The 26,764-nt window shown below is 64.0% G+C and carries 25 protein-coding genes; 4 read left to right on the top strand and 21 right to left on the bottom strand.

Annotation, left to right across the window (positions count from 1 at the left end; all coding sequences use genetic code 11):
* The first annotated feature begins 1 nt into the window (after position 1).
* Entirely contained in the window at positions 2 to 673 is a 672-nt protein-coding gene (locus ACXAEH_RS21695; RefSeq protein ID WP_475036045.1) for a TetR/AcrR family transcriptional regulator, read from the top strand.
* Positions 674 to 789: 116 nt separating this feature from the next.
* On the opposite strand, the gene ACXAEH_RS21700 is transcribed toward ACXAEH_RS21695, so the two are convergent.
* The 5 genes from ACXAEH_RS21700 to ACXAEH_RS21720 all read right to left on the bottom strand — a co-directional run bounded on the left by ACXAEH_RS21700 (position 790) and on the right by ACXAEH_RS21720 (position 8,043).
* Complete coding sequence (locus ACXAEH_RS21700; protein ID WP_475036047.1) at positions 790 to 1,530, bottom strand: maleate cis-trans isomerase family protein; 741 nt, start codon at positions 1,528 to 1,530, stop codon at positions 790 to 792.
* Positions 1,527 to 2,594 carry a pyridoxal phosphate-dependent aminotransferase gene (locus ACXAEH_RS21705; protein WP_475036049.1) on the bottom strand — a complete coding sequence of 356 codons (1,068 nt, stop codon included), beginning with the start codon at positions 2,592 to 2,594 and terminating at the stop codon, positions 1,527 to 1,529. The genes ACXAEH_RS21700 and ACXAEH_RS21705 overlap by 4 nt, the downstream gene beginning before the upstream one ends.
* On the bottom strand, positions 2,591 to 4,240 hold the full coding sequence (locus tag ACXAEH_RS21710) for a hydantoinase B/oxoprolinase family protein (RefSeq protein WP_475036051.1): 1,650 nt from the start codon (positions 4,238 to 4,240) through the stop codon (positions 2,591 to 2,593). Before ACXAEH_RS21710 ends, ACXAEH_RS21705 begins: the two co-directional genes overlap by 4 nt.
* Positions 4,240 to 6,351, bottom strand: a complete 2,112-nt coding sequence (locus ACXAEH_RS21715; protein WP_475036052.1) for a hydantoinase/oxoprolinase family protein — start codon at positions 6,349 to 6,351, stop codon at positions 4,240 to 4,242. The genes ACXAEH_RS21710 and ACXAEH_RS21715 overlap by 1 nt, the downstream gene beginning before the upstream one ends.
* Positions 6,352 to 6,621: 270 nt before the next feature.
* Positions 6,622 to 8,043 (bottom strand): aldehyde dehydrogenase family protein, encoded by a 1,422-nt coding sequence (locus tag ACXAEH_RS21720; RefSeq protein ID WP_475036053.1) that lies wholly within the window; start codon positions 8,041 to 8,043, stop codon positions 6,622 to 6,624.
* 377 nt (positions 8,044 to 8,420) lie between these two features.
* On the opposite strand from ACXAEH_RS21720, the gene ACXAEH_RS21725 reads away from it, so the two are divergent.
* Positions 8,421 to 9,830 (top strand): efflux transporter outer membrane subunit, encoded by a 1,410-nt coding sequence (locus ACXAEH_RS21725; protein WP_475036055.1) that lies wholly within the window; start codon positions 8,421 to 8,423, stop codon positions 9,828 to 9,830.
* 101 nt (positions 9,831 to 9,931) lie between these two features.
* Here ACXAEH_RS21725 and nqrM read toward each other — a convergent pair whose 3' ends face one another.
* The 3 genes from nqrM to ACXAEH_RS21740 all read right to left on the bottom strand — a co-directional run bounded on the left by nqrM (position 9,932) and on the right by ACXAEH_RS21740 (position 11,539).
* Positions 9,932 to 10,174: a (Na+)-NQR maturation NqrM gene (nqrM, locus tag ACXAEH_RS21730; RefSeq protein WP_475036056.1), complete on the bottom strand. Its 243-nt coding sequence runs from the start codon at positions 10,172 to 10,174 to the stop codon at positions 9,932 to 9,934.
* A 30-nt stretch (positions 10,175 to 10,204) separates the two neighbouring features.
* The gene (locus tag ACXAEH_RS21735) at positions 10,205 to 11,248 is read right to left on the bottom strand and encodes an FAD:protein FMN transferase (protein WP_475036058.1); all 1,044 of its coding nucleotides are present in this window, start codon (positions 11,246 to 11,248) and stop codon (positions 10,205 to 10,207) included.
* A 102-nt stretch (positions 11,249 to 11,350) separates the two neighbouring features.
* A complete protein-coding gene (locus ACXAEH_RS21740) occupies positions 11,351 to 11,539 on the bottom strand; it encodes a hypothetical protein (protein WP_475036059.1) in 189 nt (62 codons plus the stop codon).
* 109 nt (positions 11,540 to 11,648) lie between these two features.
* Here ACXAEH_RS21740 and ACXAEH_RS21745 point away from each other — a divergent pair, with 109 nt between their 5' ends.
* Positions 11,649 to 12,173: a CBS domain-containing protein gene (locus tag ACXAEH_RS21745; protein WP_475036060.1), complete on the top strand. Its 525-nt coding sequence runs from the start codon at positions 11,649 to 11,651 to the stop codon at positions 12,171 to 12,173.
* A 714-nt stretch (positions 12,174 to 12,887) separates the two neighbouring features.
* On the opposite strand, the gene ACXAEH_RS21750 is transcribed toward ACXAEH_RS21745, so the two are convergent.
* The gene (locus ACXAEH_RS21750; protein WP_475036061.1) at positions 12,888 to 13,331 is read right to left on the bottom strand and encodes a MarR family winged helix-turn-helix transcriptional regulator; all 444 of its coding nucleotides are present in this window, start codon (positions 13,329 to 13,331) and stop codon (positions 12,888 to 12,890) included.
* A gap of 155 nt (positions 13,332 to 13,486) precedes the next feature.
* Between ACXAEH_RS21750 and ACXAEH_RS21755 the strand changes: the two genes are divergently transcribed.
* Positions 13,487 to 14,065: a YceI family protein gene (locus ACXAEH_RS21755; protein WP_475036063.1), complete on the top strand. Its 579-nt coding sequence runs from the start codon at positions 13,487 to 13,489 to the stop codon at positions 14,063 to 14,065.
* A gap of 148 nt (positions 14,066 to 14,213) precedes the next feature.
* Here ACXAEH_RS21755 and nqrF read toward each other — a convergent pair whose 3' ends face one another.
* The 12 genes from nqrF to ACXAEH_RS21815 all read right to left on the bottom strand — a co-directional run bounded on the left by nqrF (position 14,214) and on the right by ACXAEH_RS21815 (position 26,641).
* Complete coding sequence (gene nqrF / locus ACXAEH_RS21760) at positions 14,214 to 15,437, bottom strand: NADH:ubiquinone reductase (Na(+)-transporting) subunit F (protein ID WP_475036064.1); 1,224 nt, start codon at positions 15,435 to 15,437, stop codon at positions 14,214 to 14,216.
* A 17-nt stretch (positions 15,438 to 15,454) separates the two neighbouring features.
* Complete coding sequence (gene nqrE / locus ACXAEH_RS21765) at positions 15,455 to 16,063, bottom strand: NADH:ubiquinone reductase (Na(+)-transporting) subunit E (RefSeq protein ID WP_019296950.1); 609 nt, start codon at positions 16,061 to 16,063, stop codon at positions 15,455 to 15,457.
* Entirely contained in the window at positions 16,063 to 16,716 is a 654-nt protein-coding gene (locus tag ACXAEH_RS21770) for an NADH:ubiquinone reductase (Na(+)-transporting) subunit D (RefSeq protein ID WP_475036066.1), read from the bottom strand. Before ACXAEH_RS21770 ends, nqrE begins: the two co-directional genes overlap by 1 nt.
* Positions 16,716 to 17,519 (bottom strand): Na(+)-translocating NADH-quinone reductase subunit C, encoded by an 804-nt coding sequence (locus tag ACXAEH_RS21775; RefSeq protein ID WP_475036068.1) that lies wholly within the window; start codon positions 17,517 to 17,519, stop codon positions 16,716 to 16,718. The genes ACXAEH_RS21770 and ACXAEH_RS21775 overlap by 1 nt, the downstream gene beginning before the upstream one ends.
* Positions 17,512 to 18,720, bottom strand: coding sequence for an NADH:ubiquinone reductase (Na(+)-transporting) subunit B (locus ACXAEH_RS21780; RefSeq protein ID WP_475036070.1), 1,209 nt, complete (start codon positions 18,718 to 18,720; stop codon positions 17,512 to 17,514). Before ACXAEH_RS21780 ends, ACXAEH_RS21775 begins: the two co-directional genes overlap by 8 nt.
* A 5-nt stretch (positions 18,721 to 18,725) precedes the next feature.
* The gene (locus ACXAEH_RS21785) at positions 18,726 to 20,069 is read right to left on the bottom strand and encodes a Na(+)-translocating NADH-quinone reductase subunit A (RefSeq protein ID WP_475036072.1); all 1,344 of its coding nucleotides are present in this window, start codon (positions 20,067 to 20,069) and stop codon (positions 18,726 to 18,728) included.
* Positions 20,070 to 20,473: 404 nt separating this feature from the next.
* On the bottom strand, positions 20,474 to 21,598 hold the full coding sequence (locus tag ACXAEH_RS21790; protein ID WP_475036074.1) for a mandelate racemase/muconate lactonizing enzyme family protein: 1,125 nt from the start codon (positions 21,596 to 21,598) through the stop codon (positions 20,474 to 20,476).
* Positions 21,595 to 22,689: an alcohol dehydrogenase family protein gene (locus ACXAEH_RS21795; protein ID WP_475036076.1), complete on the bottom strand. Its 1,095-nt coding sequence runs from the start codon at positions 22,687 to 22,689 to the stop codon at positions 21,595 to 21,597. Before ACXAEH_RS21795 ends, ACXAEH_RS21790 begins: the two co-directional genes overlap by 4 nt.
* Before the next feature lie 95 nt (positions 22,690 to 22,784).
* A complete protein-coding gene (locus ACXAEH_RS21800; RefSeq protein ID WP_475036078.1) occupies positions 22,785 to 23,024 on the bottom strand; it encodes a hypothetical protein in 240 nt (79 codons plus the stop codon).
* A gap of 3 nt (positions 23,025 to 23,027) precedes the next feature.
* On the bottom strand, positions 23,028 to 24,479 hold the full coding sequence (locus ACXAEH_RS21805) for an aldehyde dehydrogenase family protein (RefSeq protein ID WP_475036080.1): 1,452 nt from the start codon (positions 24,477 to 24,479) through the stop codon (positions 23,028 to 23,030).
* Entirely contained in the window at positions 24,476 to 25,630 is a 1,155-nt protein-coding gene (locus tag ACXAEH_RS21810; RefSeq protein ID WP_475036081.1) for an aromatic ring-hydroxylating oxygenase subunit alpha, read from the bottom strand. Before ACXAEH_RS21810 ends, ACXAEH_RS21805 begins: the two co-directional genes overlap by 4 nt.
* 96 nt (positions 25,631 to 25,726) lie before the next feature.
* Positions 25,727 to 26,641 carry a LysR substrate-binding domain-containing protein gene (locus ACXAEH_RS21815; protein WP_475036082.1) on the bottom strand — a complete coding sequence of 305 codons (915 nt, stop codon included), beginning with the start codon at positions 26,639 to 26,641 and terminating at the stop codon, positions 25,727 to 25,729.
* Positions 26,642 to 26,764 lie beyond the last annotated feature (123 nt).

Genomic DNA, 26,764 nt, shown 5'->3' on the forward strand with positions numbered 1-26,764 from the left:
CATGGCCAAACGCGCCGCCCCGGTGCTGCACCGGGACAACCCGGACAAGGAACCCCTCAGCGGCCATGTTAAGGTCACGCCGGAGGACTGGCTGAACGTCGCCCGCGACCTTCTGGTCAGCGAGGGGGTGGCAGGGGTCAAGGTGCTGGCTATCGGCGAGCGGCTGGGGGTCTCGCGCTCCAGCTTCTACTGGTACTTCAAAAGCCGCAAACACCTGCTGGAGGCGCTGCTGGACGATTGGGAGGCCCGTAACACTGATCCGATCCTCACACATTGCAGATTGCCCGCCGCCAATGTTTCCTGGGCGGTTTGTAATTTCTTCCGCTGTTTCGTCGACCCGGAGCTTTTTGACGCAAACCTCGACTTTGCGGTGCGGGAATGGTCGCGCCGCGATGGCAAGGTGCGCAACCGCATTGATGCCGCCGATGCGCTGCGGCTGCAGGCGGTGACCGCCATGTTCGAGCGCCACGGCTATTCCGCCTATGAGGCAGAGGCCCGTGCCCGGATCCTCTATTTCATGCAATGCGGCTATCACGCGCTGGAAGTGCGCGAACCGATGCAGGCCCGCACCGCCCGGCTGGAGGGCTATCTTCTGGGCTTCACTGGCGTGGAGCCGGATCCAGAGGCCGTGGCGGCTGCCCGGGCGTTTGCGGAACAGAACATGGACCGCTGAAAAGGGATGGCAAGAGCGAGGGGCCGGCCCCTCGCGCTCCCCGGAGTATTTGCGACCAGAAAGAAGCATAGCCCGGCGCCCAGCCAGATGCCGGGTTTTCCGTTGGCCGCCCTTACTTACAGCAAATCGAACAGCCGGCCCGGCACATTGCCCTGGCGCGGCAGCCCAAGCGCCCGCATCACCGCAAACATCATCGCCTGATTGGAGGTCACCACCGGCTTGCCAAGCGCGGCCTCGATCCGGTCAACCGCCTCGACCGAGCGCATGTCGGTGCAGCTGAGCACAATGGCCTGCGCCTCCGGGTGGTCCGCCTGGCAGGCCAGGTCAAAGACCTCGTCCGGGGTCAGCTCTCCCTGACCATAGTTGCCCAGCTCCCGGCCCACATCGGCGCATTTCACCGTGGCTATCTGGTTCTGCGCCAGGAAGTGCATGGCCTGTGTGTTGATCTCTCCCAGATAGGGCGAAGAGAACCCCACTTTGGTTGCGCCCAGAGCCTTGACCGCGGCAACCAATGCGCCTGCGGCGGTGAAGGACAGCGCACCGGAGCCCGCCTTGATGTCCCGGGCCAGCTGCGCGTCAAAGCCCGGCCCATGGGTCAAGGTGGCCGAGGTGCAGCCGTAAAGCACCACATCGGGGCGCACGCCGGAGATCATCCTGAGGTCATTGCTGATGTCAGACGCCCCCAGCCCCGCCATCTGGTCGGAGCCGGGGATCTCATCCACGTCATAGCCGCCCATGCGCTGGAAATGCACCGTGGTGTCCGGGCACCGCATCAGCATCATGTCCGGTTCCAAATTGGTGTTGGTGAAGGGCACCAGCACGCCGATCTTGGCGCGGGTGCGGGTTTCATAGGTCATTTCAGCACTCCTTTCAGCACCGCCAGCGCGCGGTCCATGATCTCCTGGCTGCAGATGGTGGCGCGCAAACAATCGCTGAGGCCGTAGCCGCCCATGCCGCGCATCAGGAGCTTCTCTGCCCGCAGCGCCGCATCCGCCGCCTGCGCCTGTTCCGGCGAGGCAAAACGCATCAGCACAAAGTTGGTATGGCTCTGCGGCACGTCCAGCCCCAGCGCACGGCAGCCCTCGGCAAAGCTGTCGCGGATGGCGGCGGTTCTGGCCACCACGTCCTGCATATGCGCCTGATCGCGCATCGCCGCGGCTGCCATGGCCTGCGACGGGATGGAGATGTTGTTGGGGTTCAGGAGCTTACGCACTTCAGCGGCGATCTGAAGCGGGAAATAGCCCCAGCCGGCCCGCGCACCCGCCAGCCCATAGGCTTTGGAGAGCGTGCGCATTACCACGGTGTCACCGCGCTCCACCAGCGCGAAGATCCCGGCGGGATCGTTTTGCGCATCGGCGAATTCGGCATAGGCCTGATCCACCACCAGCAGCACATCCGCAGGCAGCCCCTGGCGCAGGCGCATCACCTCCGCATTGGGGATCAGCGTTCCCGTCGGGTTGCCCGGATTGCAGACAAAGACAATGCGGGTCTCAGGCGTCACCGCCGCCAGGACATCATCCACCGAGACGGTCAGATCCCGCTCCCGCGCCTTCACGTAATCCGCCTGCACCTGGGCCGCGGCCGAAGACACGAAGGCATAGCCATAGTCCGTCCCCAGAACCCGGTCGCCCGGCCCGGCAAAGGCGCGGATCAGGCAGCCGATCAGCTCCATCGAGCCTGCTCCGCACAGCACCTTGGCCGGGTCCAGCCCGTGTGCCTCCGCCACCGCCGCGCGCAACTCCGGCCACTCCGGGTCCGGATAGAGCGGCATCTGCTCCAGCACCGTCTTGCCCGCCGCAATCGCCGCCGGGCTGGCGGCAAAGGCGCTTTCGTTCTGGGCGAGAGAAATGACCCCCTCGCCGCCAAGGTCCGCCAGCGCATAAGGCGCCATGGCGGCAACATGGGGAACCGCGCGGATCATTTGCCACCTCCATAGGCGCTTGCGCCCTCTTGCGTCACCAGCCCGCGTTTCAGGTCCAGCGCCAGGGCATCCGGGTCGCGTTCCTCCGGGTTGCCAAAGCCGCCGCCGCCGGGGGTTTCAAAGATCAGGTAGTCGCCTGCCTCCACCCGCAATTCGCCCTTGCCGGGGATGTCCTGCGCGCCGTCGCGGAAGCGGATGCGGCCCGGCGCGCCGGGCTGCCCCCCCATGCGGCCCAAGGCCGGGAACTTCAGACGCTCTACCGACAGGAACACGATGAAGGGCGCATCATTTGACGCGGTCATCTCGATCCGCTGGCCAAGGCCGCCGCGGTATTTGCCGGCACCACCCAAGTCAGCCCGCAGCTCGCGCCGCCACATGACAACCGGGGCCACCGCCTCGGTGATTTCCACCTGCGAGCCGTAAACACCCGAGGGATAAGCCGTCGCCGACAGCCCGTCCGCATGGGGCCGCGCGCCTGTGCCGCCGTTGTGGACCGGCTCGATAGCAAACTCGCGGCCACCGTCGCGGGCCACCTCGGGCGCGTGGCGCATCGGCAGGTCGAACATGCAGGACGCACCTTCGGCCGGCACCTGATCCGGCAGCGCCTGATGCAGGCAACCCAGCACCAGATCCGGCGTGACCTGGCCCAGCGTGTGGCGCATCGCCACCGGCACCGGGCGCTGCGCGTTCAGGATGCAGCCCTTGGGGCCATCCACAGTGAACAGCTCCAGCGAGCCGGCATTGTTGGGAATATCCGGACCCACAATGCAGCGCAGCGCAAACACCGTATAGGCGGTGGCATAGTTCAAGGGCACGTTGATGCCCTTCCTGGAACAGCCTGAAGTGCCGGCGAAGTCCACATGCATTCCGTCCTTTGTGACGGTCAGCGTGGCGTGCAGCTCCAGCTCATTCTCATAACCGTCCATCTTGAGGACGTTCTTGTAGACCCCCTCCGGCACCTCGGCGATCGCCTCCAGCGTGCCGCGGCGGGAGGTGTCGATGATGTAGGACCCCAGCGCATCCAGATCATCGATGCGGAACTCCTCCATCATATCCACCAGCCGCGTCACCCCCGCTTCGCAACAGGCAATCAGCGCATAGATATCGCCCTCATTGGCAATCGGCTCGCGGCTGTTGGCGCGGATGATATCCATCAGCAGCGCATTCGGCTCGCCCTCTTCAACCAGCTTGCAAGGCGGGATCAGCAGGCCCTCGTCATAGATATCCGACCCTTCCGGCCCCATGCCAAGGCCGCCCAGGTCCACCAGATGCGAAGTGCAGGAGGTGAAACCCACCACCTTGCCGTCCTTGAATGCGGGCATCATCAAGAGGAAGTCGTTCAGATGCCCCGAAGCCAGCCAGGGATCGTTGGTCATGTAGATGTCGCCGGGTTTCATGTTCTGCACCGGGAAACGCTCGCGCAGGTGCATCACCGCTTCGGCCATGGTGTTGATATGGCCGGGCGTGCCGGTGACGGCCTGGGCCAGCATCCGCCCCTGCACGTCGAAGATGCCGGCCGAGATGTCACCGCATTCGCGCACGATGGGGCTGAACGCTGCACGGATCAGGGTCTGCCCCTGTTCCTCGACCACCGCCAGCAGGCGGTTCCACATGACTTGAAGGCGGGCGGGAGAGAGGTCGGCCATTATGCGCCTCCTTTCTGGTCGTCTTTCTGATCCTGGATCAGGACGAGGTTACCAATTGCATCCACATGGGCGGAGAAATCCGCCGAGACCAGCGTGGTGGTTTGCGGTTCGGTGATCAGCGCCGGACCGCAAACCCGATCACCGGGTTTCAGGCTGTCGCGCGGCACAAAGGCCGCCTGTTTCACCGTACCATCCACGTCGCAAGTGACCGGACGGAAGGCTTCGGCCCAGATGTTCTTCAACTCCGGCGTCTCCGGCACTGCAGTCACAGCGGCATCCGGTGTAGCCACCCGCACCGCCCAGTTCAGGATCTCGATCTTCATGCCTGGCACGGGACGCGAGAACTGCTTGGCGTACTCGGTCTCAAAGGCCGCGGTCAGGGGACCGAGGTCCTCCGCCGTCAGATCACGGTCCGGCAGGGTGATCTCGATCTCATGCCCCTGCCCGTTATAGCGCATGAAAGCGGTGCGCTGCACTTCGGTCGGAGCGTCGCCCGCGCCCTGCGCCACCACCGATTTCGCCTCGTCAATCATCTGGGTGAACAGGCTGTTGATGCTGCCCATATCCATGGTTTCCAGCAGCGAATAGCGGGAGCGCACAATCTCGAAACTGACTGGCGCAAACAGGAAGCCCACTGCCGAGCCAACCCCCGGATTCGGCGGGATCACGATGCGCGACACCCCGGCGGAACGCGCCACCCGGCTTGCATGCAGCGGGCCGTTGCCGCCAAAGGCGATCATGGTGCGCGGCCCCAGGTCCTTGCCCGATTCCACCGCATGCATGCGGCCGGCGCTGGCCATGCTCTCATCCACGATGCGGCTGACACCGTCTGCGGAACCCACACCGTCCAGCTCCAGCTTGCTGCCGATCACCCGGGCCAAAGCCTCTTTCGAAGCCTCCGGGTCGATCTTGATGTGCCCCTCGGCAAAGGTGTCCGGCACGATGTAGCCCAGCGTGATGTCGCTGTCGGTCACCGTCGGCTCGGTGCCGCCGCGGCCAAAGGCCACCGGGCCGGGCTCGGACCCTGCCGATTTCGGCCCCACGGTCAGCCGCCCCAGCCGGTCCACCCCGGCGATGGAGCCGCCGCCGGCGCCAATCTCGATCATCTCGATCACCGGTATGCGCACCGGCATGCCCGACCCCTTGATGAACCGCGCCGCCCGGGCGATCTCGAACTGGCGCGAGGTCTGCGGACGGGCGTTATCAATCAGGCACAGCTTGGCGGTGGTACCGCCCACGTCAAAGGACAGCACCTCGTCCAGCCCGGCCTGCGCCGCAATGCGCGCAGCCAGGATGGCGCCGCCGGCCGGTCCGCTTTCCACCAGCCGGATCGGAAACCGTGCCGCGGTCTGGATGGTGCACATGCCCCCGCCGGCGGTCATCATCAGGATCGGGCAGGTCACGCCCTCCGCCGCAAACCGCTCGGCAAAGCGGGCCAGATAGGTCTCCATCAGCGGCTGGATATAGGCGTTCGCCACCGTGGTGCACAGCCGGTCAAACTCCCGCGCCTCGGGGCTGACTTCCGAGGAGATCGACACCGTCAGGCCCGGACGCCGCGCCGCCAAGGTATCGCGCAGCCAGCGCTCGTGATCCGGGTTGGCATAAGAATGCATCAGGCAGATGGCCACAGCATCGGCGCCGCAGGCGTCCAGCTCCGCAATCAGCGCCTCAACCGCGCTGTCCTCCATGCCGATCAGCACTTCGCCTTCCGCCGACATGCGTTCGCGGATGGTCAGCGACCGCTCGCGCGGCACCAGCAGATCCGGCTTTTCCAGGTTGATGTCATACTGCGAATAGCGCCGCTCATAGGCGATTTCCAGAATGTCGCGGAACCCCTCGGTCGTCACCGTCGCCACCGTCGCCCCGCGCCGCTCGATCAGCGCGTTGGTGGCCAGCGTGGTGCCGTGGATGAAGCCGGTGACCTCGCCCAATGACCGCCCTGATTGCGCCATCACCCGCGCGGCACCCTCCATCGCGCCGTCTGCTGGGTTCTGATGGGTGGTCAGGGTCTTGGTCGAAGCCAGAATTATGTCTTCACCCGCCACCAGCACGGTGTCGGTAAAGGTGCCGCCAATATCAATGGCAAGGCGCAGCGCTGTTGATGCTGTCATCTATCATTCCAAAGTCTGTCATTGAGGATCTGCCAAAAGCCCGCAAACGGGCGGCAGTCTCAGACAGTGACCAGGTTGCACCCTGTGGCGCGGCGGTCCATGCGTTTGGGAATGAAGGAGTGTTTCATGACCGCATCCTGCGGCGCCTTCGGCGGGGCAGCTTTGCGGATAGCGACATGAAACTTGCCTGATAACGGCATCAATGCGGCGCCCTGCAACTCCGCCAAGGCCCCCGGCCAGGCAGCACCCCCGACCGGAAGCCTTTGTTTCCTACCCGAAATGCAGGGTTTTCACTTCCTGGTAATCCTCCAGCCCCAGCATGCCGCCCTCGCGCCCGTTGCCGGACTGCTTGTAGCCGCCAAAGGGCGAGCCGTAGTTGAAGCCGCCGCCGTTAATATGCACGGCGCCTGCTCGCAGCCGGGCGGCCACCCGCTCGGCCCGCTCCGGATCGCCGGTCTGCAGATAGGCGGCGAGGCCATAAGGCGTGTCATTAGCGATGCGGATGGCGTCTTCCTCGTCCTCGAACGGAATGATCACCAAGACCGGGCCAAAAATCTCCTGCTGCGCAATGGCCATCTCATTGGTCACATCAGCAAAGACAGTCGGGCGCACATACCAGCCCTTGTCCAGCCCCTCTGGCCGGCCCAGCCCGCCGGCCAGAACCCTGGCGCCTTCGTCGATCCCTTTCTGGATCATGGTCTGCACCCGGTCAAACTGAATGCGGTCGAACATCGGGCCGATGTGATCGCCCTCCTGACCCGGGTCGCCCACCGCCTGACCCTCGGCTGCCGCCCTGGCAATCTCCAGCACCTGGTCATAACAGCTGCGCTCGACCAGCATCCGGGTCGGCGCGTCGCAGCTCTGGCCGGTGTTATACATGCACTCCAGCACCGAGGCGGTGACCTTCTCCTCCAGATCGGCATCGGCAAACACCAGGTTCGGGGATTTGCCGCCCAGTTCCAGCGTCACCCGCTTCACGGTGTCGGCAGCGTCCTTGGAGACCGCGATGCCCGCCCGGGTCGAACCGGTGAAGGACATCATGTCCACATCCGGATGCCGCGACAGCCCCGCACCCACCGTCGGCCCGTCGCCATGGATCAGGTTGAACACGCCCGCCGGGTAACCCGCGTCATGGATCATCTGCGCGTAAACGGCGGCGGACATCGGCGTGTGCTCCGAGGGTTTCAGCACGCAGGTGGAACCGGTCGCCAGCGCCGGCAGCACCTTCAGCGCAATCTGGTTCACCGGCCAGTTCCAAGGGGTGATCAGCCCGCAAACGCCGATCGGCTCGCGCACCAGGATGTCGCCATTGGGCAGCGTCTCGCGCAATTCCTGCGACTTCAGCGCCTCCAGAATCCCCTCCAGATGGCCAATGCCCGAATCGGCCTGGGCATCGCGCGCCATGGAAATCGGCGCGCCCATTTCGCCGCTCAGCGCCTGCGCCATCTCCTCGCGCCGCGCCTTGCTGATCTCCAGCAGCTTTTCCAACAGCGCAATCCGTTCGTCCCGGCTGGTGCGCGAAAAGCTTTCGAACGCGCCTTTGGCCGCGGCCACCGCGTTGTTCACATCCACTTCATCACCCAGGATGATGCTGCCGGTCTGCTCTTCCGTTGCCGGGTTCAGAACCGGAAACGCGCGGGTGGAATGCGGCGTCACCCAGGCGCCGCCAATATAGAATTTCTGCAGGTCCATCAGGTTGTTCTCACTTTTGCCGTGATTGCGGTGTCAGATGTTCAGAGAGGCAGAAACGGCCGCAGCATTGCCCGGGCCGCCGTTTGCAAAACAGTGAACGGAGGGGCCGCCTCCGTCAAGCATCCGCACAGCCGTCCGGCACCCTCCCTGTGCCTTTCCGCACTGCGCGGCTGACACCGGAGGATGACCGGCTTGCCGCCGCCCCGATGCAGCAAATGCGGCAAGTTTGCCGTAAAATTCGACCCTCCGCGCCTGTGGGTTCGGCGCATCAGTGCCCGGTAAAAACTCCCTTAACTGCAGGAAGTTGTTCGCCGCCCCTGCCGGCGCTGGCTATGGTTTTGAAAAGCCCGCCAACAATGGGCGCCTAGAGGCAAGTCATGAGCAGATCCAATTGGACAGCCCGTTCCGTGCTGCTGGCCGGAACCTTCCTGTGCAGCTGCACAATCGTCGGGGTGGAATACCAGCGCCCGGACTTTGCGGTGCCGCCCGCCTATTACCAGTCGCGCACCTATGCCACGGTGCAGGGCGCGACCGAGACCTGGTGGCAAGGGCTGAACGACGCCACCCTGAACCAGCTGGTCGACGCCGGGCTGGCGCAGAACCTGACCCTCAAGGCCGCCCGCCAGCGGCTGGTTGCCGCCGAGGCGCTGCGCCGAGGCTCCGGCCGCGCCGAACAGGTCAGCGGCAATCTGGAAGGCAGCTCGATCTTCTCGCGCCGTGAATCGCAGAACGGCTCCAGCAACACCGATACCGCTGAAATCGGCGCCACTTACGTGTTTGACCTGTTCGGCGAATTCCAGCGCCGCTCGGAACGCGCGGTCGCCGACCGCGATGCCCAGTTCTACCAGATGGCCACCACCCGGCTGGCCATCATCGACGCCATCACCCGCACATATATCCAGGCCCGTTTCTTCCAGCGCGGCGCCGCCGTCACCCGCAAGACGATCCGGCTGCGCGAACAGATCCTGCAGACCGTGGAAGAGCTGAAAGAGGCACGCGCCGTGCTGGCGCTGGATGTCGAACGCACCAAGCTGCAAGTGGCCAGCGCCAAGGCCGACCTGCCCAGTTTTGTCTCCAGCTATGAATCTTCGGTGTTCGCCCTGGCGACGCTGCTGGACCGCGACGCCTCCGAGGTGTTTGCGATGATGCAGGGCCGCTATGGCCAGCCCTACCCCGCGACCCGGCCCGAGTTGGGCGTGCCCGCCACCCTGCTGCGCAACCGCCCGGACATCCTGCTGGCCGAAGCCCAGCTGCGCAGCGCCACCGCCGATATCGGCGTCACTGAGGCCGAACTTTACCCCTCGCTCTCGATTGAGGGCACGGTCCAGGCCATCCGCGGTGTCGACGATCTGTATCAGATCGGCCCGACTCTGACCCTGCCATTGTTCAACCGCAAGATCCTGCGCGCCTTCCACGAAAGCGCCATCGCCGAGGCCAAGGCCACCGAATACGACTACCGTGCCGCCGTACGCAGCGCAGTGGAAGAGGTGCAGTCGCAGCAAAGCGCCCTGAGAGCCGCCCGTCAGCGCACCTCTGCCCAGGTCCGCGCGGTCAACCTGGGCACCAAGTTGGCCGATCTGGCACGGGAGACGTTCAAGGCCAATGAAATCACCCTGTTCGACCTCCTCAACACCGAGGAAGCGCTGCGCGACAACGAGCTGAACCTGATCACCGCCCGCCGCGATCTGGCACTGGCCTGGGCCAACCTGCAGATTTCTCTGGGCAAGGGCTGGGCACCGGGCCAAAGCCCGGCCAATGCAGCCGCCGCCGCAGCTGCGGCAGAATAAAGGAAAGCCGTTTCCCGGCACGGGAAACGGCCATGAAAAATCGATTTTTCATGGCTGAAATCCGCGCCGGATTTCAGCCCCCGTCACGCCCCGGCCCAGCCTCAGGCCTTCTGCTCTTCCTGCATCCGCTCGACCATCTGCCGCGCCCGCTTGCACTGCAGCTTGTCGCGCAGCGGGCTGTCAGGGTCGATATCCTTGGCGCAGACCACGCATTTGTCGGCACCGGAAATCGCATTCAGCCCGCCGCAGCTGCCCTTGATCTTCTTGCCCATCAGGATGACGCCCAGCGACATGCCCAGGGTCACGATCAGCAGCAGAAAGAAGGCCAGAAGAAAGGTGCTCATGTGTCGTCCCCCGCAGATAGGCTTGGCGGCTCAGTTTCCGGTCAGCGCCGCAAAACCCGCGCTCTGCGACGTCATATAGGCATTCTCCCCGGCTTGCACGTCCCGATCGATGAAAAACACGGCAAGTTTATGCTGCTCGGCCAGCTTCAGCCCCTCTTCGCTGCCCAGAACCAGCATCGCCGTCGCCCAGGCATCCGCCAGCATCGCGTTTTCCGCAATCACCGTGACCGAGGTGGTGGCATGGGTCACCGGCCGCCCCGCCACCGGGTCCAGAATGTGGGAATAGCGCACGCCCTCATGCTCAAAGTAGTTCCGGTAATCGCCCGAGGTTGCCAGCCCGCGGTTGCTCACCGGCACAATCAGCTGCACGGTCTGCGCCGCCGCATCGGGTTTTTCGATCCCGATCCGCCAGACCTCGCCCTTGGCGTTCTTGCCCTTGGCCGCCAGGTCGCCGCCGATCTCGACCATATAGTTCTCAACCCCGAAGCCCTGCACAATGCCGGCCACCGCATCCACACCATAGCCCTTGGCAATGGCCGACAGGTTGATGCCGGTCTCCGGCACCGATTTCCGCAATGTTCCGGCTTCTGCATCCAGCCTCAGCAGCCGCGCCTGGCCGACGCCCTCCAGCGCCCTGGCAATGTCTGCCTCGGCCGGCACCGGGTCCTCCGGCTGGCGCGGGCCAAAGCCCCACAGCTCGATCAGCGGCCCCAGCGTCACGTCGAACTTGCCGCCGGTCTTGGCGTGGACATCGTTGGCCGCCGCCAGCACATGGGCAAATTCCGGCGACACCCGCACCGGCGCGGTGCTGCGCGCCGCCGAAAAGGTGGAGACTTCCGATGCCGGATCCCAATTCGACATCCTGGCATTGACGGCAGCCAGGGCGGCCTCTACCTCCGCGGCCAACGCCGCCTGGTCCAGATCCTTGCCGATGGCAATGACGGTATAGGTGGTGCCCATGGTCCGGCCGGACAGCCGCACCTCTTCCGGTCCGTTGCCAAACCAGCAGCCCGCCAGCAGCAATACGGGCAGCATCACGGGCAGGAGCAGCGTCAACAGCAGGCGTTTGGGCATCGGGCAACCTCCGGCAGAAAAGCTTGCGCTGCTATGCCCCCGCCCCGGCCCAGAGTCAAACCGGTGTCAAACCGCGCTTCGAACCGGACGCGTCAGCAGGCGTCAGAACTTCAGCGGCAGAAACGCCAGCGCCAGAAGGCCTAGCGCGGCAGGCACCCCGAACAGCCAGGCGCGGAACCGGGCATTGGGTGCTTCCGTCTTCCAGTTCTGCCGGTACAGATGGCCGCAGACCACCACCATGAACACGGTCAGCGCGCCCGTGGCGGGGGTCAGGTAAAGGGTCTCGAACATGTTGTTTTCCCGCCTATGTTAGCGCTCGCGTCATTTCGCCCCTTCCCGGATCGTATTCCCGCGTTAAGATGAACCTGTCACCTGGTTCAGGATAGGAGGAGACCCGTACATGGCACCGACCTCATACCAAGCTCCGATGCGGGGCGACAAGGAGGACAAGCACACTTACAGCCAGTCCGCCGATTCAAACCTGTCGCACGCGCAGACCACAGTGGCCAAGCTGCTGGAGGGCAAGGGGGACGCCATCTTTGCGGTACGGCCCAATGACACCATCGGCCATGTGGTGGATGTGCTGAAGGAAAAACACATCGGCGCCCTGGTGGTGACCGATCAGAACGGCGACTTGCAGGGCATCCTGTCGGAACGCGACATCGTGCGCCGCATGGCCGAGACGCCGGGCCACACCCTGCCGCAGGAGGCCGGCGCGCTGATGACCGCCAATGTGAAAACCTGCACCCCGGACGACTACCTGCATGACGTGCTGAAAGTGATGAGCGAAGGCCGCTTCCGCCACATGCCGGTGATCAAGGACGGCAAGCTGGCGGGCATGATCACCGTCGGCGACGTGGTGAATTTCCGCCTGCAGGAGCTGGAATACGAGACCCTGCGCATGAAGCAGATGATCGTCGGCTGACCCTGGCCCGGGCCGGCGGCTCAGGGAAACGGACCTGGCACGCCGTGCCTGCTGCCGCCAAGCCGGCCGTGGCCGCAGCCCCCGGTACAGCCAGAGGAACAAGGAGGATCACAACCGCAGCGGCAGCTGCTGCGGTGAACCCGGTCTGCCATCACGGCAGCCGGCGCTGCGGTTGCAGCAGCAACGCCATGGCTTACGGCTTTCTTGAACAGGCCACTGCGCCAACCGGACCCCATGCCTTATCCGGGCTGTCCTCAGGAAAAACTCCCGCCCGTCGCCGGGCGCATCCAAGATGCGCCGCTCCCGTTGGGCCGGGCGCCGCGCTGACGCGCGGCGCGGCTGACATTGCAAAGCTGCGGACCTGCGGCGTGCGTCAGCACGGCGCCCGGCCCAAGGCTGTAATTTGGCCCCGCAAGGGGGCAACTTCAGGCGCGGGAGCTCCCTTGCAAGACACTGCTGAAGAGACGTTGCGCGGGCTGCAAGACCTGCGCGCGCACCAAGACAGGTTTGCAGGGCTTTTGATGAGCGCCCCAGCAGGCCTCAACCGGCGTTGACCGGCCGGCCTCACCGCCCGCGGGCCCGGGGTGGGAGAAACCCCGGACGGCAACGCCAAAGATCTCCGCTTCCAGCGCCAGGGCGGCAATTCCGGCACCGGACTCTGCGGCCCTCGGAAACTGCCGGCCTGAAACGGAAACCAGCCCGGTTTCCGGCGGCTCAGGGAAACGGCCCGCCGCCCGTCTCCTGCAAGATCTCCAGAAACTCCGGCAAGGCCTCTGTTTCGGCCAGCGCCTCCATGTTGCGCTGGATGGCCGGGCCGTAAATCTCCCACATCTTCAGCCGCAGCGCCGCGCCCTCCGGCGTGATATGCAGCACCTTGCCGCGCCGGTCGCGCGCGCAGATTGTTTCGCGGATCAGCCCCTGTTTCGTCATCTGTGCCAGGATCCGCGACAGGTTGGACTGCTCAAACAGCAGGTTCCTGGTCAGCTCAAACGCACGCACCCCGCCCGCCCCGGACATTTCGACCCCCCACAGCACGTCATACCAGCGCAAGCTTGGCAGCCCGGCCTCGCGCAGCGCCGCCTCCATCTCGCGGTGGGTCTGGCGGTAGGCGCGGTTCAAAAGAACCCAGATCCTGGTCTCGCGCTGGTTTGGTGTCATGTGCGTTCACATATGAGTGAGTGTGCAGGCGTGCTGAAGAGTTTCCGGTGGATACACAAAAATACATGCCATAGCATCTATCCCGGGATCAATACGTCCAGCGATCCCCGAAAATCACATTTGCACCAAGACTGAAATCAGACAGGGATACCGTCATGATGATCAAGATTGCCTCGCTCGCAACCGCAGCCCTGCTTGCAGCGCCCGCCGCCTTTGCCGCCACCTACAAAACCGACCAGGGCCACACCGAGGTCCAATTCAGCTGGAGCCACGCCGGCGTCTCGGTCCAGAGCGGCGAATTCACCGAAGCCTCGGGCACCCTGGACATTGATCCGGAAAACCCCGAAACGGCCTCGCTGAACGTGACCATCAACGCTAAAAGCCTGGCCACCGGCTTCGGCCCGCTGGACGACCACCTGTCCAGCGCCGACTTCCTGGAAGTGGAGACCTATCCGGAAATCACCTTTGTCAGCACCGGGATTGAGAAGACCGGCGACAAGACCGCCAAGGTGACCGGCGACCTGACCATCCACGGCACCACCCACCCGGTTGTGCTGGATACCACCATGACCCACCTCGGCCCGCACCCGCTGGGCGGCGCGATCGAATACTACCAGGGCGACTGGGCCGCGTTCGAGGCGTCCACCACCATCGACCACCGGGCGTTTGGCGTCGGCGGTTTTTCCACCGGCCCGATCACCATCCGCATCAGCACCGAGATGAAAGCGGAATAACCGCTGCGTCAGCGGTTTACGGGGGTGACTTGCGTGCACCGCCTGTGCACCACCTGTGCACCCCCCTCCCCCGCAACCATGCTGGACAAACGCAAAAGCCCCGGATGTTTCCATCCGGGGCTTTTGATTTTCCGCTCTGCGCTCCGGCTCAGCCGCCGAAGTCGTCCAGCATGATGTCCTCGCGGTCCACGCCCAGATCCAAGAGCATGTTGATCACCGACTGGTTCATGATCGGAGGGCCGCACATGTAGAACTCGCAGTCTTCCGGCGCCGGGTGGTTCTTGAGGTATTCCTCGAACAGAACGTTATGGATAAAGCCGGTGTAGCCTTTCCAGTCGTCCTCCGGCTGGGCATCGGACAGGGCCACGTGCCATTCGAAGTTGTCGAACTCTTCCGCCAGCTGGTCGAAGTCCTCGACAAAGAACATCTCTTTCTTCGAGCGCGCACCGTACCAGAAGCTGATCTTGCGGTCGCGGTTCTGCAGCCGCTTCAACTGGTCAAAGATGTGCGAACGCATCGGCGCCATGCCGGCACCGCCGCCGATGAACACCATTTCCTTCTGGGTCTCACGGGCAAAGAACTCGCCGAACGGGCCGGAGATGGTCACTTCGTCACCCGGCTTCAGATTGAAGATGTAGGACGACATCTTGCCCGCCGGAATATCGCTGCTGCCCGGCGGCGGCGAGGCGACGCGGACGTTCAGCATGATGATGCCCTTCTCGTCCGGGTAGTTTGCCATCGAATAGGCGCGCTCCACCGGCTCATCGACCACGGATTTGTACTGCCACAGGTTAAAGCGGTCCCAGTCCTCGCGGTATTCTTCCTGCACGTCGAAATCAGTGTAGGACAGCTGGTGCGCGGGTGCTTCGATCTGGATGTAGCCGCCGGCGCGGAAGTTCACATCTTCGCCTTCGGGCAGCTCCAGAACCAGCGCCTTGATGAAGGTCGCGACGTTGTCGTTCGACCGCACCTTGCAGCGCCACTTCTTGACGCCGAAGACTTCTTCCGGAACTTCAACCTCCATATCCTGCTTGACCGCAACCTGACAGGACAGGCGGTCGCCGCAGCCCGCTTCGCGCTTGGTGATGTGGCTTTCCTCGGTCGGCAGGATAGAGCCGCCGCCCGAATGCACCCGCACCCGGCACTGGGCACAGGTGCCGCCGCCGCCGCAGGCGGAGGGGACGAACAGTTTCTCTGCCGCCAGCGTTTGCAGCAGCTTGCCGCCCGCGGGCACCGAGATGGTTTTTTCACCGTTGATGGTGATGTTGACATTGCCGGTCGAGACCAGGCGGGAGCGGGCGGCCAGAATGATGGCCACCAGCGCCAGCACGATCAACGTGAACAGGACAACGCCGAGCGAGAAAGTTTCCATAACTTCGTAACGCTCCCTTACAGTTTGACGCCGCTGAAGGACATGAAGGCCATCGCCATCAGACCCGCGGTGATAAAGGTGATGCCCAGGCCCTGCAGGCCGTCCGGCACGTCGGAATACTTCAGCTTCTCGCGCACCCCCGCCATCGCGGTGATTGCCAGCGCCCAGCCGAAGCCGGAGGAGAGGCCGTAAGTGGTTGCTTCCGCAAAGTTATAGTCGCGCTCCACCATGAACAGCGAACCGCCCAGGATCGCACAGTTCACCGTGATCAGCGGCAGGAAGACCCCCAGCGCGTTGTAGAGCGGCGGGAAATACTTATCCAGGATCATCTCCAGGATCTGCACCATCGCTGCAATCACCCCGATATAGGAGATCAGGCCAAGGAAGGTCAGATCCACATCCGGGAAGCCCGCCCAGGCCAGCGCACCGGGTTTGAGCAGGTAGGTCAGCAGCAGGTTGTTGGTTGGCACTGTGATGGCCTGCACCAGCATCACCGAAATCCCCAGACCCAGCGCAGTGGAGATCTTCTTGGACACGGCGATGAAGGTACACATGCCCAGGAAGAAGGAGAGCGCAAGGTTCTCGACAAAGATGGCCTTAACGGCGAGTGAAATCAGCCCTTCCATCAGTGCGCCTCCACGGATTGGATTTTGTATTCACGCTCTTCCACCTGGTTCGGCTTCCAAGTGCGGAAGGCCCAGATCAGCAGGCCGATCACGAAGAACGCAGAGGGCGGCAGCAGCAGCATGCCGTTCGGGACATACCAGCCGCCGTTGTTCACGGTTTCCAGGATGGTGATGCCGAACAGGGAACCGGAGCCGAACAGTTCGCGGATCACGCCGACCAGCATCAGGATCAACCCATAGCCCAGACCGTTGCCGATACCGTCGATGAAAGACGCGACCGGCGGGTTGCTCATGGCAAAGGCCTCGGCACGGCCCATCACGATACAGTTGGTGATGATCAGGCCGACGAAAACCGACAGGGTTTTCGAGATCTCAAAGGCGTAGGCCTTCAGCACCTGGTCCACCAGGATCACCAGCGAGGCGATGATCACCATCTGCACGATGATCCGGATCGACGACGGAATTTGGTTCCGCAGGATCGAGATGAACATCGACGAGAATGCGGTCACAAAGGTCACCGCCAGGGTCATCACAAAGGCCACTTGCAGCGAAGAGGTCACCGCCAGCGCCGAGCAGATGCCCAGGACCTGCAGCGTGATCGGGTTGTTGTCGACCAATGGGTCGACCAGCATTTCTTTCTTGGTCTGCGCCATTAGAACTCTCCCGCTTGCAGGGCTGCGATGAAGGGTGCGTAGCCTTCTTCGCCCATCCAGAATTTCACCAGGTTATCGACACCCACCGAGGTCAGCGTGGCACCGGCCAGCGCATCGATGTGGTGGTCGGGTCCGGCCGGACCTTGCGCCTTGGCAACGGTTATCTGCAGGGTGCCGCTGGCATCGTGCAGTTTCTTGCCGCTCCACAAGGACTTCCAGCGCGGGTTGTCGACCTCGGCGCCCAGGCCCGGGGTCTCGCCGTGCTGATAGAACTGCAAGCCAAAGATGTCGTTGCCGTTTTCCTCAACCGCGATGAAGCCGTAAAGGGTGGACCACAGGCCGTAGCCGTGAACCGGCAGGATCACCTTGTCCAGTTCGCCCGCTTCGTCACGCAGCAGGTAGACGGTCTTGTAACGCGACTGGCGGCCAATGCCCGCGGGATCCACGTCCAGCGCGCGGCTCAGCTCCGGGTCCTGCGCGGCGGCGCGGTCGTCAAAGCTGGCGGCGTCGAACTGGTCGGTAAACTGGCCGGTCTCAAGATCCAGCACCTGCGGCTCAAACGCCTTGAAGGCTTCGGCCACATCCTGGCCGGGCTGGTAAAGACCGGCCACCTGCAGAACGTTCAGCTGCTTGTCGAGCTTCTTGTTGACCTCCTGCACCGGGCGCAGGGACACGGCGGCGGTGGACACGATCATCGAGGCCAGCAGGCAGACGCCAACCGCGATCACCAGGGTCTTGCCGACCGAGTCCGGGGACGCGGCGAGGAAGCGGCCGATCAGGCCTTTGCTTTGGGTTTCAGCCATGGCGGCGCGCCCTCCGTTTGATGTTTGCCTGCACGACGAAATAATCGATCAGCGGTGCAAAGACGTTGCCGAACAGGATGGCCAGCATCATGCCTTCGGGGAAGGCCGGGTTCAGCACCCGGATCAGCACAACCATCACACCGATCAGCGCGCCATAGATGTAGCGGCCCGCGTTGGTGTGCGAGGCGGAAACCGGCTCGGTCACCATGAACACCAGACCAAAGGCATAACCGCCCAGCACCAGATGCCAGTACCATGGCATCGCAAACATCGGGTTAGTGTCAGAGCCGATGACGTTCAGCAGCAGCGAGAAGGCAATCATGCCGCCCAGGCAGCCCACGATCAGGCGCCAGTTGGCAATCTTGGTCGCCAGCAGGAACACCAGGCCGATGGCGCAGGCCAGGGTCGAGGTCTCACCAAAGCTGCCCTGGATGGTGCCATAGAAAGCATCGGACCATTCGATGCCCTTGGCCGCCAGCGCCTGCACGCCTTCGGCAGCGGAGACACCCAGCGCAGTTGCGCCGGAGAAGCCGTCAACCGGGGTCCAGACACTATCGCCCGACATATTGGCGGGATAAGCGAAGTACAGGAACGCACGGCCGGTGAGGGCCGGGTTCAGGAAGTTCTTGCCGGTGCCGCCAAAGACTTCCTTGCCGATCACCACGCCAAAGATGATGCCAAGCGCCACCTGCCACAGCGGCGTCGAGGCCGGCATGATCAGGGTGTAAAGCATCGAGGTCACCAGGAAGCCTTCGTTGACTTCATGGCCGCGCACGGTGGCAAAGATGACCTCGAAAATACCGCCCGCAACCAGCGTCACGATGTAGATCGGCAGGAAATACAGGAAGCCGTGGGCAATGTTCGCCAGCGGGTTGGCCGCATCCAGCGACACGCCGAGCGTGTTCAGGATGGCAATCCGCCAGCCGGTGGCGGCATCAGCGCCAAGCGCTGCAATCGCCGAGTTCGCCTGGTAGCCGGTGTTCCACATGCCCCACAGGATGCAGGGGATGGTGGCGATCACCACATAGGTCATGATCCGCTTCATATCCACATAGGAGCGGGCATGCGGCGCCACGGTGGTGACGGTTTTCGGGGTATACAGGAAGGACTCGACCATTTCGTAGACGGGGAAGTACTTCTCGTACTTGCCGCCCTTCTCGAAATGGGGCTCGATCCTGTCAAAGAAGCTGCGCAATCCCATCCGGCTCAGCCCTCCTTTTCAATCTTGGCCAGGCAGTCGCGCAGCGCCAGCCCGTATTCATACTTGGCCGGGCAGGCAAAGCCGACAAGGCCCATGTCCTCTTCGTCCAGCTCCAGCGCACCCAGTGCCTGTGCGGTGTCGGTGTCCATGACCAGCAGCGCGCGCAGCAGTTGCGTCGGCAGGTAGTCCTGCGGCATCAGCTGCTCGAACGTGCCGGTGGGCACCATTGCGCGGCGGCCGCCGTTCAGGTTGCTTGTCAGGCCGAACAGTTTGCGGGTCAGGGCCGAGCCCAGCACCGGCTGCACCGCATATTTGCTGGCCATCGGACGGATCCAGCCCAGCGGGATCTGCTCGCGGTCTTCCTTGATCAGCGCAACCTGGCGCGCAAAGCGGCCCAGGAAGGCCAGCGGACCCGCTGCCTGGCGGCCCGACAGGATCGACCCGGAGATCACCCGCACCGGACCATCCGCGGCAATCTCGCCGCGGGTCAGCTCATCGGTGGAGGCGCCCATCACGGTACGCACCAGCCGCGGCGACCGCGCAGCGGGACCAGCCAGCGCAACCACGACGGAAGGGTCCAGATGGCCGGTCTGCAACAGACGGCCAATGGCGATCACATCCTGATAGGAAATCGTCCAGACCTGATCCTCGGCGCGCACCGGGTTCAGGAAGTGGATGTGGGTGCCGGCCAGGCCGGAGGGGTGCGGGCCGGAGAAACCAGCCGCCTCAACCCCGGCAAGGTTCGCGCCCGGAATGCTGTCGCCGGTTTTCTGGCACAGGTAGGTGGTGCCCTCGGTCAGCAGGGTCAGCGCCTTCAGGCCGGCCTCGAACGCCTCAGCAGCGTCGTTGATGATCAGCGCGGCATCGGCGGCCAGCGGCTCGCTGTCCATCGCGGTGACAAAGATCGCGCCCGGCTTGGAGCCCGGCACCGGCATCTTGGAATAGGGACGGGTGCGGAAAGAGGTCCACAGACCAGCGGCGCAAAGCTTCTCGGTCAGCCCTTCGGCGGTATCGGCGTTGCCGGTGGCGGAGAAGCCGATGCCCTTGTCCTCGGCGTCCGAAATCTCGATCACCACACTTTGCAGCACCCGGCGGGCGCCGCGGTTGATCGCCACGACCTTGCCGGTCATCGGCGCCACCATCATCGCGGCCTCGGCATCCTTGTGGCAGAACAGCGGAGTGCCGCGTTTGACCTCCTCGCCTTCCTGCACCAGCATACGGGGTTTCAGGCCCAGATAGTCGGGGCCCAGCACCGCCACCGAAGTGATGGCCGGGCCAGGGTGAATGACCTGTTCCGGTGCGCCTGTCACCGGCAGATCCAGCCCCTTCCTCAAGTTAAATGTTTTCATGTTTGCGCTACGTCCTTCCGAGGCCGATTCCCGTGGCGGTTCTTATCTGTTTCCGGCGGCGGAGACAAAGAAAACGCGGGTCAGCGGTCGCTTTTGACTCTTTACCAGCCGGGTCCGGCCCTGTTTGATCGGGCGCACTCGAATCAAATTTGCCGCCGAATGGCAAGGGCACCGCCCCGCCTCCCGGGTAAATTCCTCCGTGATCGCAGCTTCTAAGCCAGAATGCCGCATCCGGGGGCTGTTAATACGTCAGATCCGGCCCGCGGAACCGGCAACAGGAGCCCCGGCCTGTGGACAAAACACCCCGGCAAACCTGGGTCTGCCGGGGCGGGTCAGTTTGATGGCGCTAACGTTTGCGACGCTGGGAATATAATTCGCGGCAGCTGCCGCATTTTACGGTGCTGTCACGCTTCCCAAACCGCTTGCGGCGCGCCCATCAGATCGAGGTCGACAGTGATGCCCAGCCCCGGCGCATCCGGCACCAGCACGCCGCCGTCCTTTACGGCTGCATCGAATTCCGCCGTTTTCAGCGTCACCATATCGCGGCAGTCCAGAATGCAGCGCAACGACCGCTCCGGCACCGTGGCGCCCAGATGCGCGATGGCCGAGAACGCAACCACAGACCCCACCGTGTCCTGCACGCTGACCGTCGCGCCTGCGGCCAGGCACATATCCCGGTGCCGCCGCCCGTGGGTCAGCCCGCCCGCCTTGGAAATCTTGAGGCCGATACCGTCCGCGACATCCTCGGCCAGCATCAGCGCGATGTCCTCATCCTGCTGCACCAGCTCATCCAGAATGATCGGCACAGTGCAGCGCTTGCGCAGCGACATGGTCTCGCGCCAGGTCTTGCAGGGCGCCTCCAACACAAAGTCCAGCCCCTCGGGCAGCATCCGCAGCATCCGCAGCGCGGTTTCCGGCGTCAGCCCGCCATTTGCGTCGACCAGAAAGAACTCGCCCGGCTGCCGGTCCGCCAGCGACGCGCGGATACGCTCGGCATCCAGCGCCGGCCCGCCTTCGCTGTCCAGCGCGCCGATCTTCACCGAATGGCCCAGATAGCCCATCTCGCGGTGCTGGGCGACGCGGGCGCGCATGTCTTCCGGACTGCCCGCATAGATCGAGGAGATCACCGGCAGGCGTTTGCCGGTGGAACCGCCCAGCAGTTCGCAGACCGGCATGTCCACCGATTTTCCGAACAGGTCCCAGCAGGCCAGATCAATCGCCGACTTGGCGTGGTTGTGGCCCACCAGCGCCTCGTCCATCGCCTCGTTGATGCGGTCCATCTGCCGCGGGTCGCGGCCCAGAAGATAGGGCGCGATCTCGGCAATACCCGCCCGCGTGCCCAAAGCATGGCTGGCAATGTAGGTGGAGCCGAACGGCGTGCTCTCCCCCCAGCCCTCAAGGCCGGTATCGGTGGTGATGCGCACAAAGGACGCATCAAAGCTGCGGTACTCGCGCCCGCCCGACAGCATGTAGACGCCGCCCGAATAGGGCAGATCCAGTTGATACAGCTCGATCTTCTTGATCTTCACGATTGAATCTCCGGGATCATCAGCACCAGCTTGCCGGTGTGCTTCTTGCTCAGGAAGTCTTCCTGCGCGGTCGCAATCTCGGCCAGCGGATAGGTCTTGGCCACCAGCGGCCGGATTTCCCCTGCTTCGATATAAGAGACCAGATTGGCAAACACCTCATCCTCCTGGAAGGTGCAGCCCATCAGGGTCAGGTCCTTGAGGTAGAGCGTGCGCACGTCGATTTCAGAGATCGGCCCGGCGATGGCGCCGGCGGTGGTGTAACGCCCGCCTCGGCGCAACACGTCCAGAAAAGACGGCCACTGCGGACCCGCCACCAGATCGACCACCACGTCGATGGAGCCTTCGCCCAGTTCCTTCTTGAGATCGGCGTTGCGGTCGACAACCCGGTCAGCGCCAAGCGCCAGGACCTCATCCGCCTTGGCGGCAGAGGACAGCGCGATCACGGTTGCGCCGCGGCGTTTGGCCAATTGCACAGCGGCAGATCCCACACCGCCGGAGGCGCCGGAGATCAGTACGGTTTCTGCGCCCAGGCCAACCCGGTGCAGCATGTTCTCCGCAGTGGAATAGGCGCAGGGGATCGAGGCAAGTTCTGCGTCGGACCAGTCGCAGTTCACTGCGTGGGTTTCTTGTGCGGGCGCCACTGCGAACTGGGCAAAGCCGCCGTCGCATTCGCTGCCGAAGGTCCAGCACTCATAAGGGCGGTAGTCCACGTAAGTGCGCAGCATGTTGCGCACCAAGACCCGCTCGCCGATACGGGCGGGGTCGACGCCCTCCCCCACTGCTGCGATATGGCCGCAAGCGTCAGCGCCTTGGATGCGGGGAAACTCCAGCGGTTTGCCGGACCAGCTGGCGTCATCGTCATTGACGCTGTCAAACCCGGTGGCGCCGCCCGCATTGGTATCGGCATCCACCGCCTTGGAGTACCAGCCGATACGGGTGTTGATGTCGGTGTTGTTGATGCCGGCCGCCGCGACGCGGATCAGCACCTCGCCCGGCCCCGGCTGCGGAACGTCAACATCGGTGCGATAGTCCAGTTTCTCGATACCGCCGTGGCCGGTCAGCAGGACCGCCGCCATTTTGCTGGGGATCATGAGTATCTCTCCCTTTGGAAATTAGATTGGCCGGCCCTCCCCTGCCGGCCAAAACAGGCTGCTGTCCCCGCGGGGACACCACCCTGAAACTTGTATCAGAGCTCCAGCGGGTGCGCCCTGCCCCGCTCCGCCAGACGGCGGTTCAGCTCTTTGGCTTCCGGCAGCCCGGCCTCCAGCGCAAAGACAAAGGCATGGGTCAGGAAGAAACAGGCGGCGTCGATGTCGCCTGCTTCTTCCGCCGTATCACCGGCCAGCGTGTAGAGCCGGACCAGCTCAGCGTGGTCGTTGTCCTCATGCGCCTTCAGCAGCGCGCGGTCGAGGTCGTCGCGGTCCATGGCTCAGCCCTTCAGCGAGATCGCGATGTTTTTGGTGCGCACATAGTTATAGAGCGCCTCCAACCCCTTTTCACGGCCGAAACCCGATTTTCCGACCCCGCCGAAGGGGGTGGAGATGCCGCCCGCGAACCATTCGTTCACAAACACCTGCCCTGCGCGCAAGCGGTTGGCGACGCGATGCGCCCGCGCCAGATCGCGGGTGAAGACGCCGGCCACCAGCCCGAACTCGGTGCCGTTGGCCATGGCGATGGCCTCGGCTTCGGTGTCGAAGGAGGTGAAGCAGGTAACCGGGCCGAAGATCTCTTCCTGTGCGACGCGGGACGCCGGGTCCACATCGGCCAGGATGGTCGGTGCCATGAAATAACCCTCCCGCTCCAGCCGGGCGCCGCCCGAAGCCGCGCGGGCGCCGCTTTGGCGGGCGGTGGCGGTGAGAGTTTCGATGCCGTCGAGCTGACGTGCCGAGATCACTGGGGTGAGGCCCGGGTTTTCCAAGCCATGGCCGACGCTGAGGCCGTTGGCCAGAGCGGCGGCGCGTTCGACGGCCTCGTCGTAGATCGAGCGGTGCACCAGCACCCGCGACATGGCGGAGCAGACCTGGCCCGCGTTGTAGAAAATGCCGCTTTGCAGGGAGGACATCAGCGTGTCGAGATTGGTGTCCTCAAACGCCACCGCGGCGGATTTGCCGCCCAGTTCCATCAGCGCGGGCGTGACCGGGTTGGCAGCCGCGCGCAGGATCGCCTGGCCGGTCGGCACCGAGCCGGTGAAGACGATCTGATCGACAGCAGCGCTTTCCACCAGCCGCGCGCCAAGGTCTGCGCCGATGCCGTTCAAAATGGAGACTGTCCCCGCGGGGACATCCGCGCGTTCCAGCGCCACACCCAGCATCGCCAGCGCAATCGGGTCAAGCTCGGGCGATTTGATGATCACCGAGTTTCCGGCCGCCATCGCAGGCGCCAAAGAGCGCGCGGCGATCGAGACCGGGAAGTTCCACGGCACGATCTGGGCGGAGACGCCGTAAGGTTCATAGACCGTAAAATCAGCGTAATCCGGGCCAAGCGGGATCGACTTGCCTTCGATCTTGTCGGCCATGCCGCCGTAATATTCGAAATACTGCGCGGCCTCTTCGAATTCGTCATGCGCGGCGCTGAGGCTCTTGCCGCTTTCGCGGCACAGGAGTTCGGCACCTTCGCCAGCGATGCCGCGGATTTCAGCGGCGATGCGCTGCATCAGCTGGCCGCGCTTGGCGGGCTGCATGGCGGCCAGGTCGCCGCGCTCGAAACTGGCGCGGGCGGCGTCCAGCGCGCGGGCGAGGGTTTCCTCGCCTGCCAGCGCGCAGTCGGCCACGTGCTCACCGTTGCCGGGGTCTTCGACGGCCATGCGCTGGCCGCCGTCGCCTTCGACCCATTCGCCGGCCAGGAAATTCCTGGCCAGCCCGTCGTTCAGAAAGACGCTCATGCCGCGCGGCCTTTGGTTACCTGATCGGCCACCCAGGCGTGGAAGTTGTGGGTCGGCCCGTCCATTGCGGGCGAGAAGCGGCCGCCGTCGAACAGCTCGCCGTGGCGGCCCTTCTGCATGCCTTCGACCACAAAGACATCTTCCTCGAACACGGTTTTCCACAGCTTGGCGTTCTCATCGCGCAGGGTGTCCAGCTCCGGCGTGTCCTCGGAGGATTTGGAATAATAGAGCTCGATGTGCTCGACAGTGTTCTCGGTATCGACCGGCTCCAGGATAATCGCAAAGGCATGGTCGCGCTGCACGCCCAGCAGGACGTTCGGGTAGACGGCCACATATTCGCCGCCTTCATCCCACTTGCTGCTGAGGCCTTCGAAGTCCGGGAACAACTCGCCGTTTTCGCCTTTCAGCTGGCGGTAAACCAGGGTGCCCTGGCCGGAATAGTGGCCCGGCACTTCGATGTTGTAGTGGTCTTCCAGGCGGGAATAGCTGTTCAGGCCGGGGTGCACCCACGGCAGGTGGTAGCTTTCGCAGTAGTTCTCGACCGCCAGTTTCCAGTTTGTTTTGACTTCCAGCTTGAAGCCGGAGCCTTCGCCGCCGTGATGCACCGGGGTTTCAAACTCTTTCCAGCGCTCCAGCAGAGTGGCGTGGGCGTCTTCGAATTCGGGTGCGGTGCCGTCGACATTCACAAAGATCACATCGCGCCAGACGTAGGAGCGGATGCGCACCAGGCCCAGCTCATCCAGCTTGATGTCTTCATGCTTGTTGTTGCCGGGGCCGCCCACATGCGGGGTCGAGACCAGGCGGCCGTTCAGGCCGTAGCACCAGCTGTGATAGGGGCAGCGGATGGCGCCGCGGATCTTGCCGGGTTTTTCGACCAGGATCATGCCGCGGTGGCGGCAGGTGTTCTGAAAGACACCAACGGCACCGTCGGTGTCGCGCACGATCAAGAGCGGCATGCCCAGGAAATCCACAGGCTTGGCGTAGCCCGGCTCCGGCACATCCTTGCCAAAGCCGATGCCGGACCAGTTCTTGAACAGAACCGAGCGTTTCTCTTCGGCAAAGACGGCGGGGTCGATGTAATGGGCGTTCGGCAGGCCATTTGCGACGTTGACCGGAGCCATCACCGGGGCAAGCGTGTCATGCTTGTTCATCTGGGTCTCTCCAAACCTGGGTAAAAGATGCAGGGGTTTTGCGCCATTGAAAGGAGAGAGCAGATTCACTCAATATCAGGAATTTTCGCGCTGGACTTAGCTGAGCTCACCTGAGCTTCTATTGACCTCGTCAATCACCCAATTGCGAAGCAATTTTGCAGATTCCGACAGGTCCGCGTCCGGGCGGCCCACCAGGTGAAAGCCATGCGGCGCGGCCAGAACATGCGGGCCGATCGGCACCAGCTGGCCAGCGGTCAAGAGCGGGTTCAGCAGCCGCTGCCATCCAAGCGCCAGCCCCACCCCGTCCTGCGCCGCCTGCAGCGCAACCGAATAGTTGTTGACCCGCACGCCGGGCGCGATGGGGCCGCCGTAGCCCAGCTGCTGGAACCAGTCGGTCCAGGTGGTCCAGCTCTTGTCGTCGGATTCCAGATGCAGCAGCCGCTGCTGCGCCAGTTCCTCCAGCGGGCAGCCGGTGAGTTTCTCTGCCATCTCCGCATTGCCGACGGGCACCAGGTGGTCGCGGTACAGCTCGGTCTGCTGCAGGCGGGTGTCGCGGTCGCGCCCGTAGCGGATGTAGAAATCCACGTCCGGCATGCTGCGGAACAGCCGGTCCTGGACGATCTGGTTGACGTTCACGTCCGGGTGCTGGCGCCAGAAGCGCACCACCGACGGCGACAGCCACAGCGAGGCGACAGCAGAGGTGGAGCCGATGGTCACGGTGTCGCCGGTGTGGCGGTCCCGGATGGTCTTGAGGCTGAGCGAGATTTTCGAGAACGAGGTTGCCAGGGATTTAAACAGCGCCTCGCCCTCTTCGGTCAGTTCGACCCCACGGTGCTTGCGCTGGAACAGCGGCACTTGCAGTTCGGCCTCCAGCGCCTTCACTTGATGGCTGACGGCGCCGGGGGTGACCGAGAGCTCCTGGGCGGCATTCTTGAAGCTGAGATGCCGGGCCGCGGCCTCGAAGGCGGCGAGCGTCGTGAGCGGCGGCAGGTTGTAGTGGCGGCGGGACATCTGCGGCTCCTGGCATAAGGCTCGGATGAAAGGGCTTCATTTCAATATGGGAAATGCAGCTTTGAAGGCCAGTCCGGAATTTGCAAGCGCGCACCGTTTTCATGCAATGAAAACGGCCATGAA

This window comes from Leisingera sp. ABM4_060 (assembly GCF_056158765.1).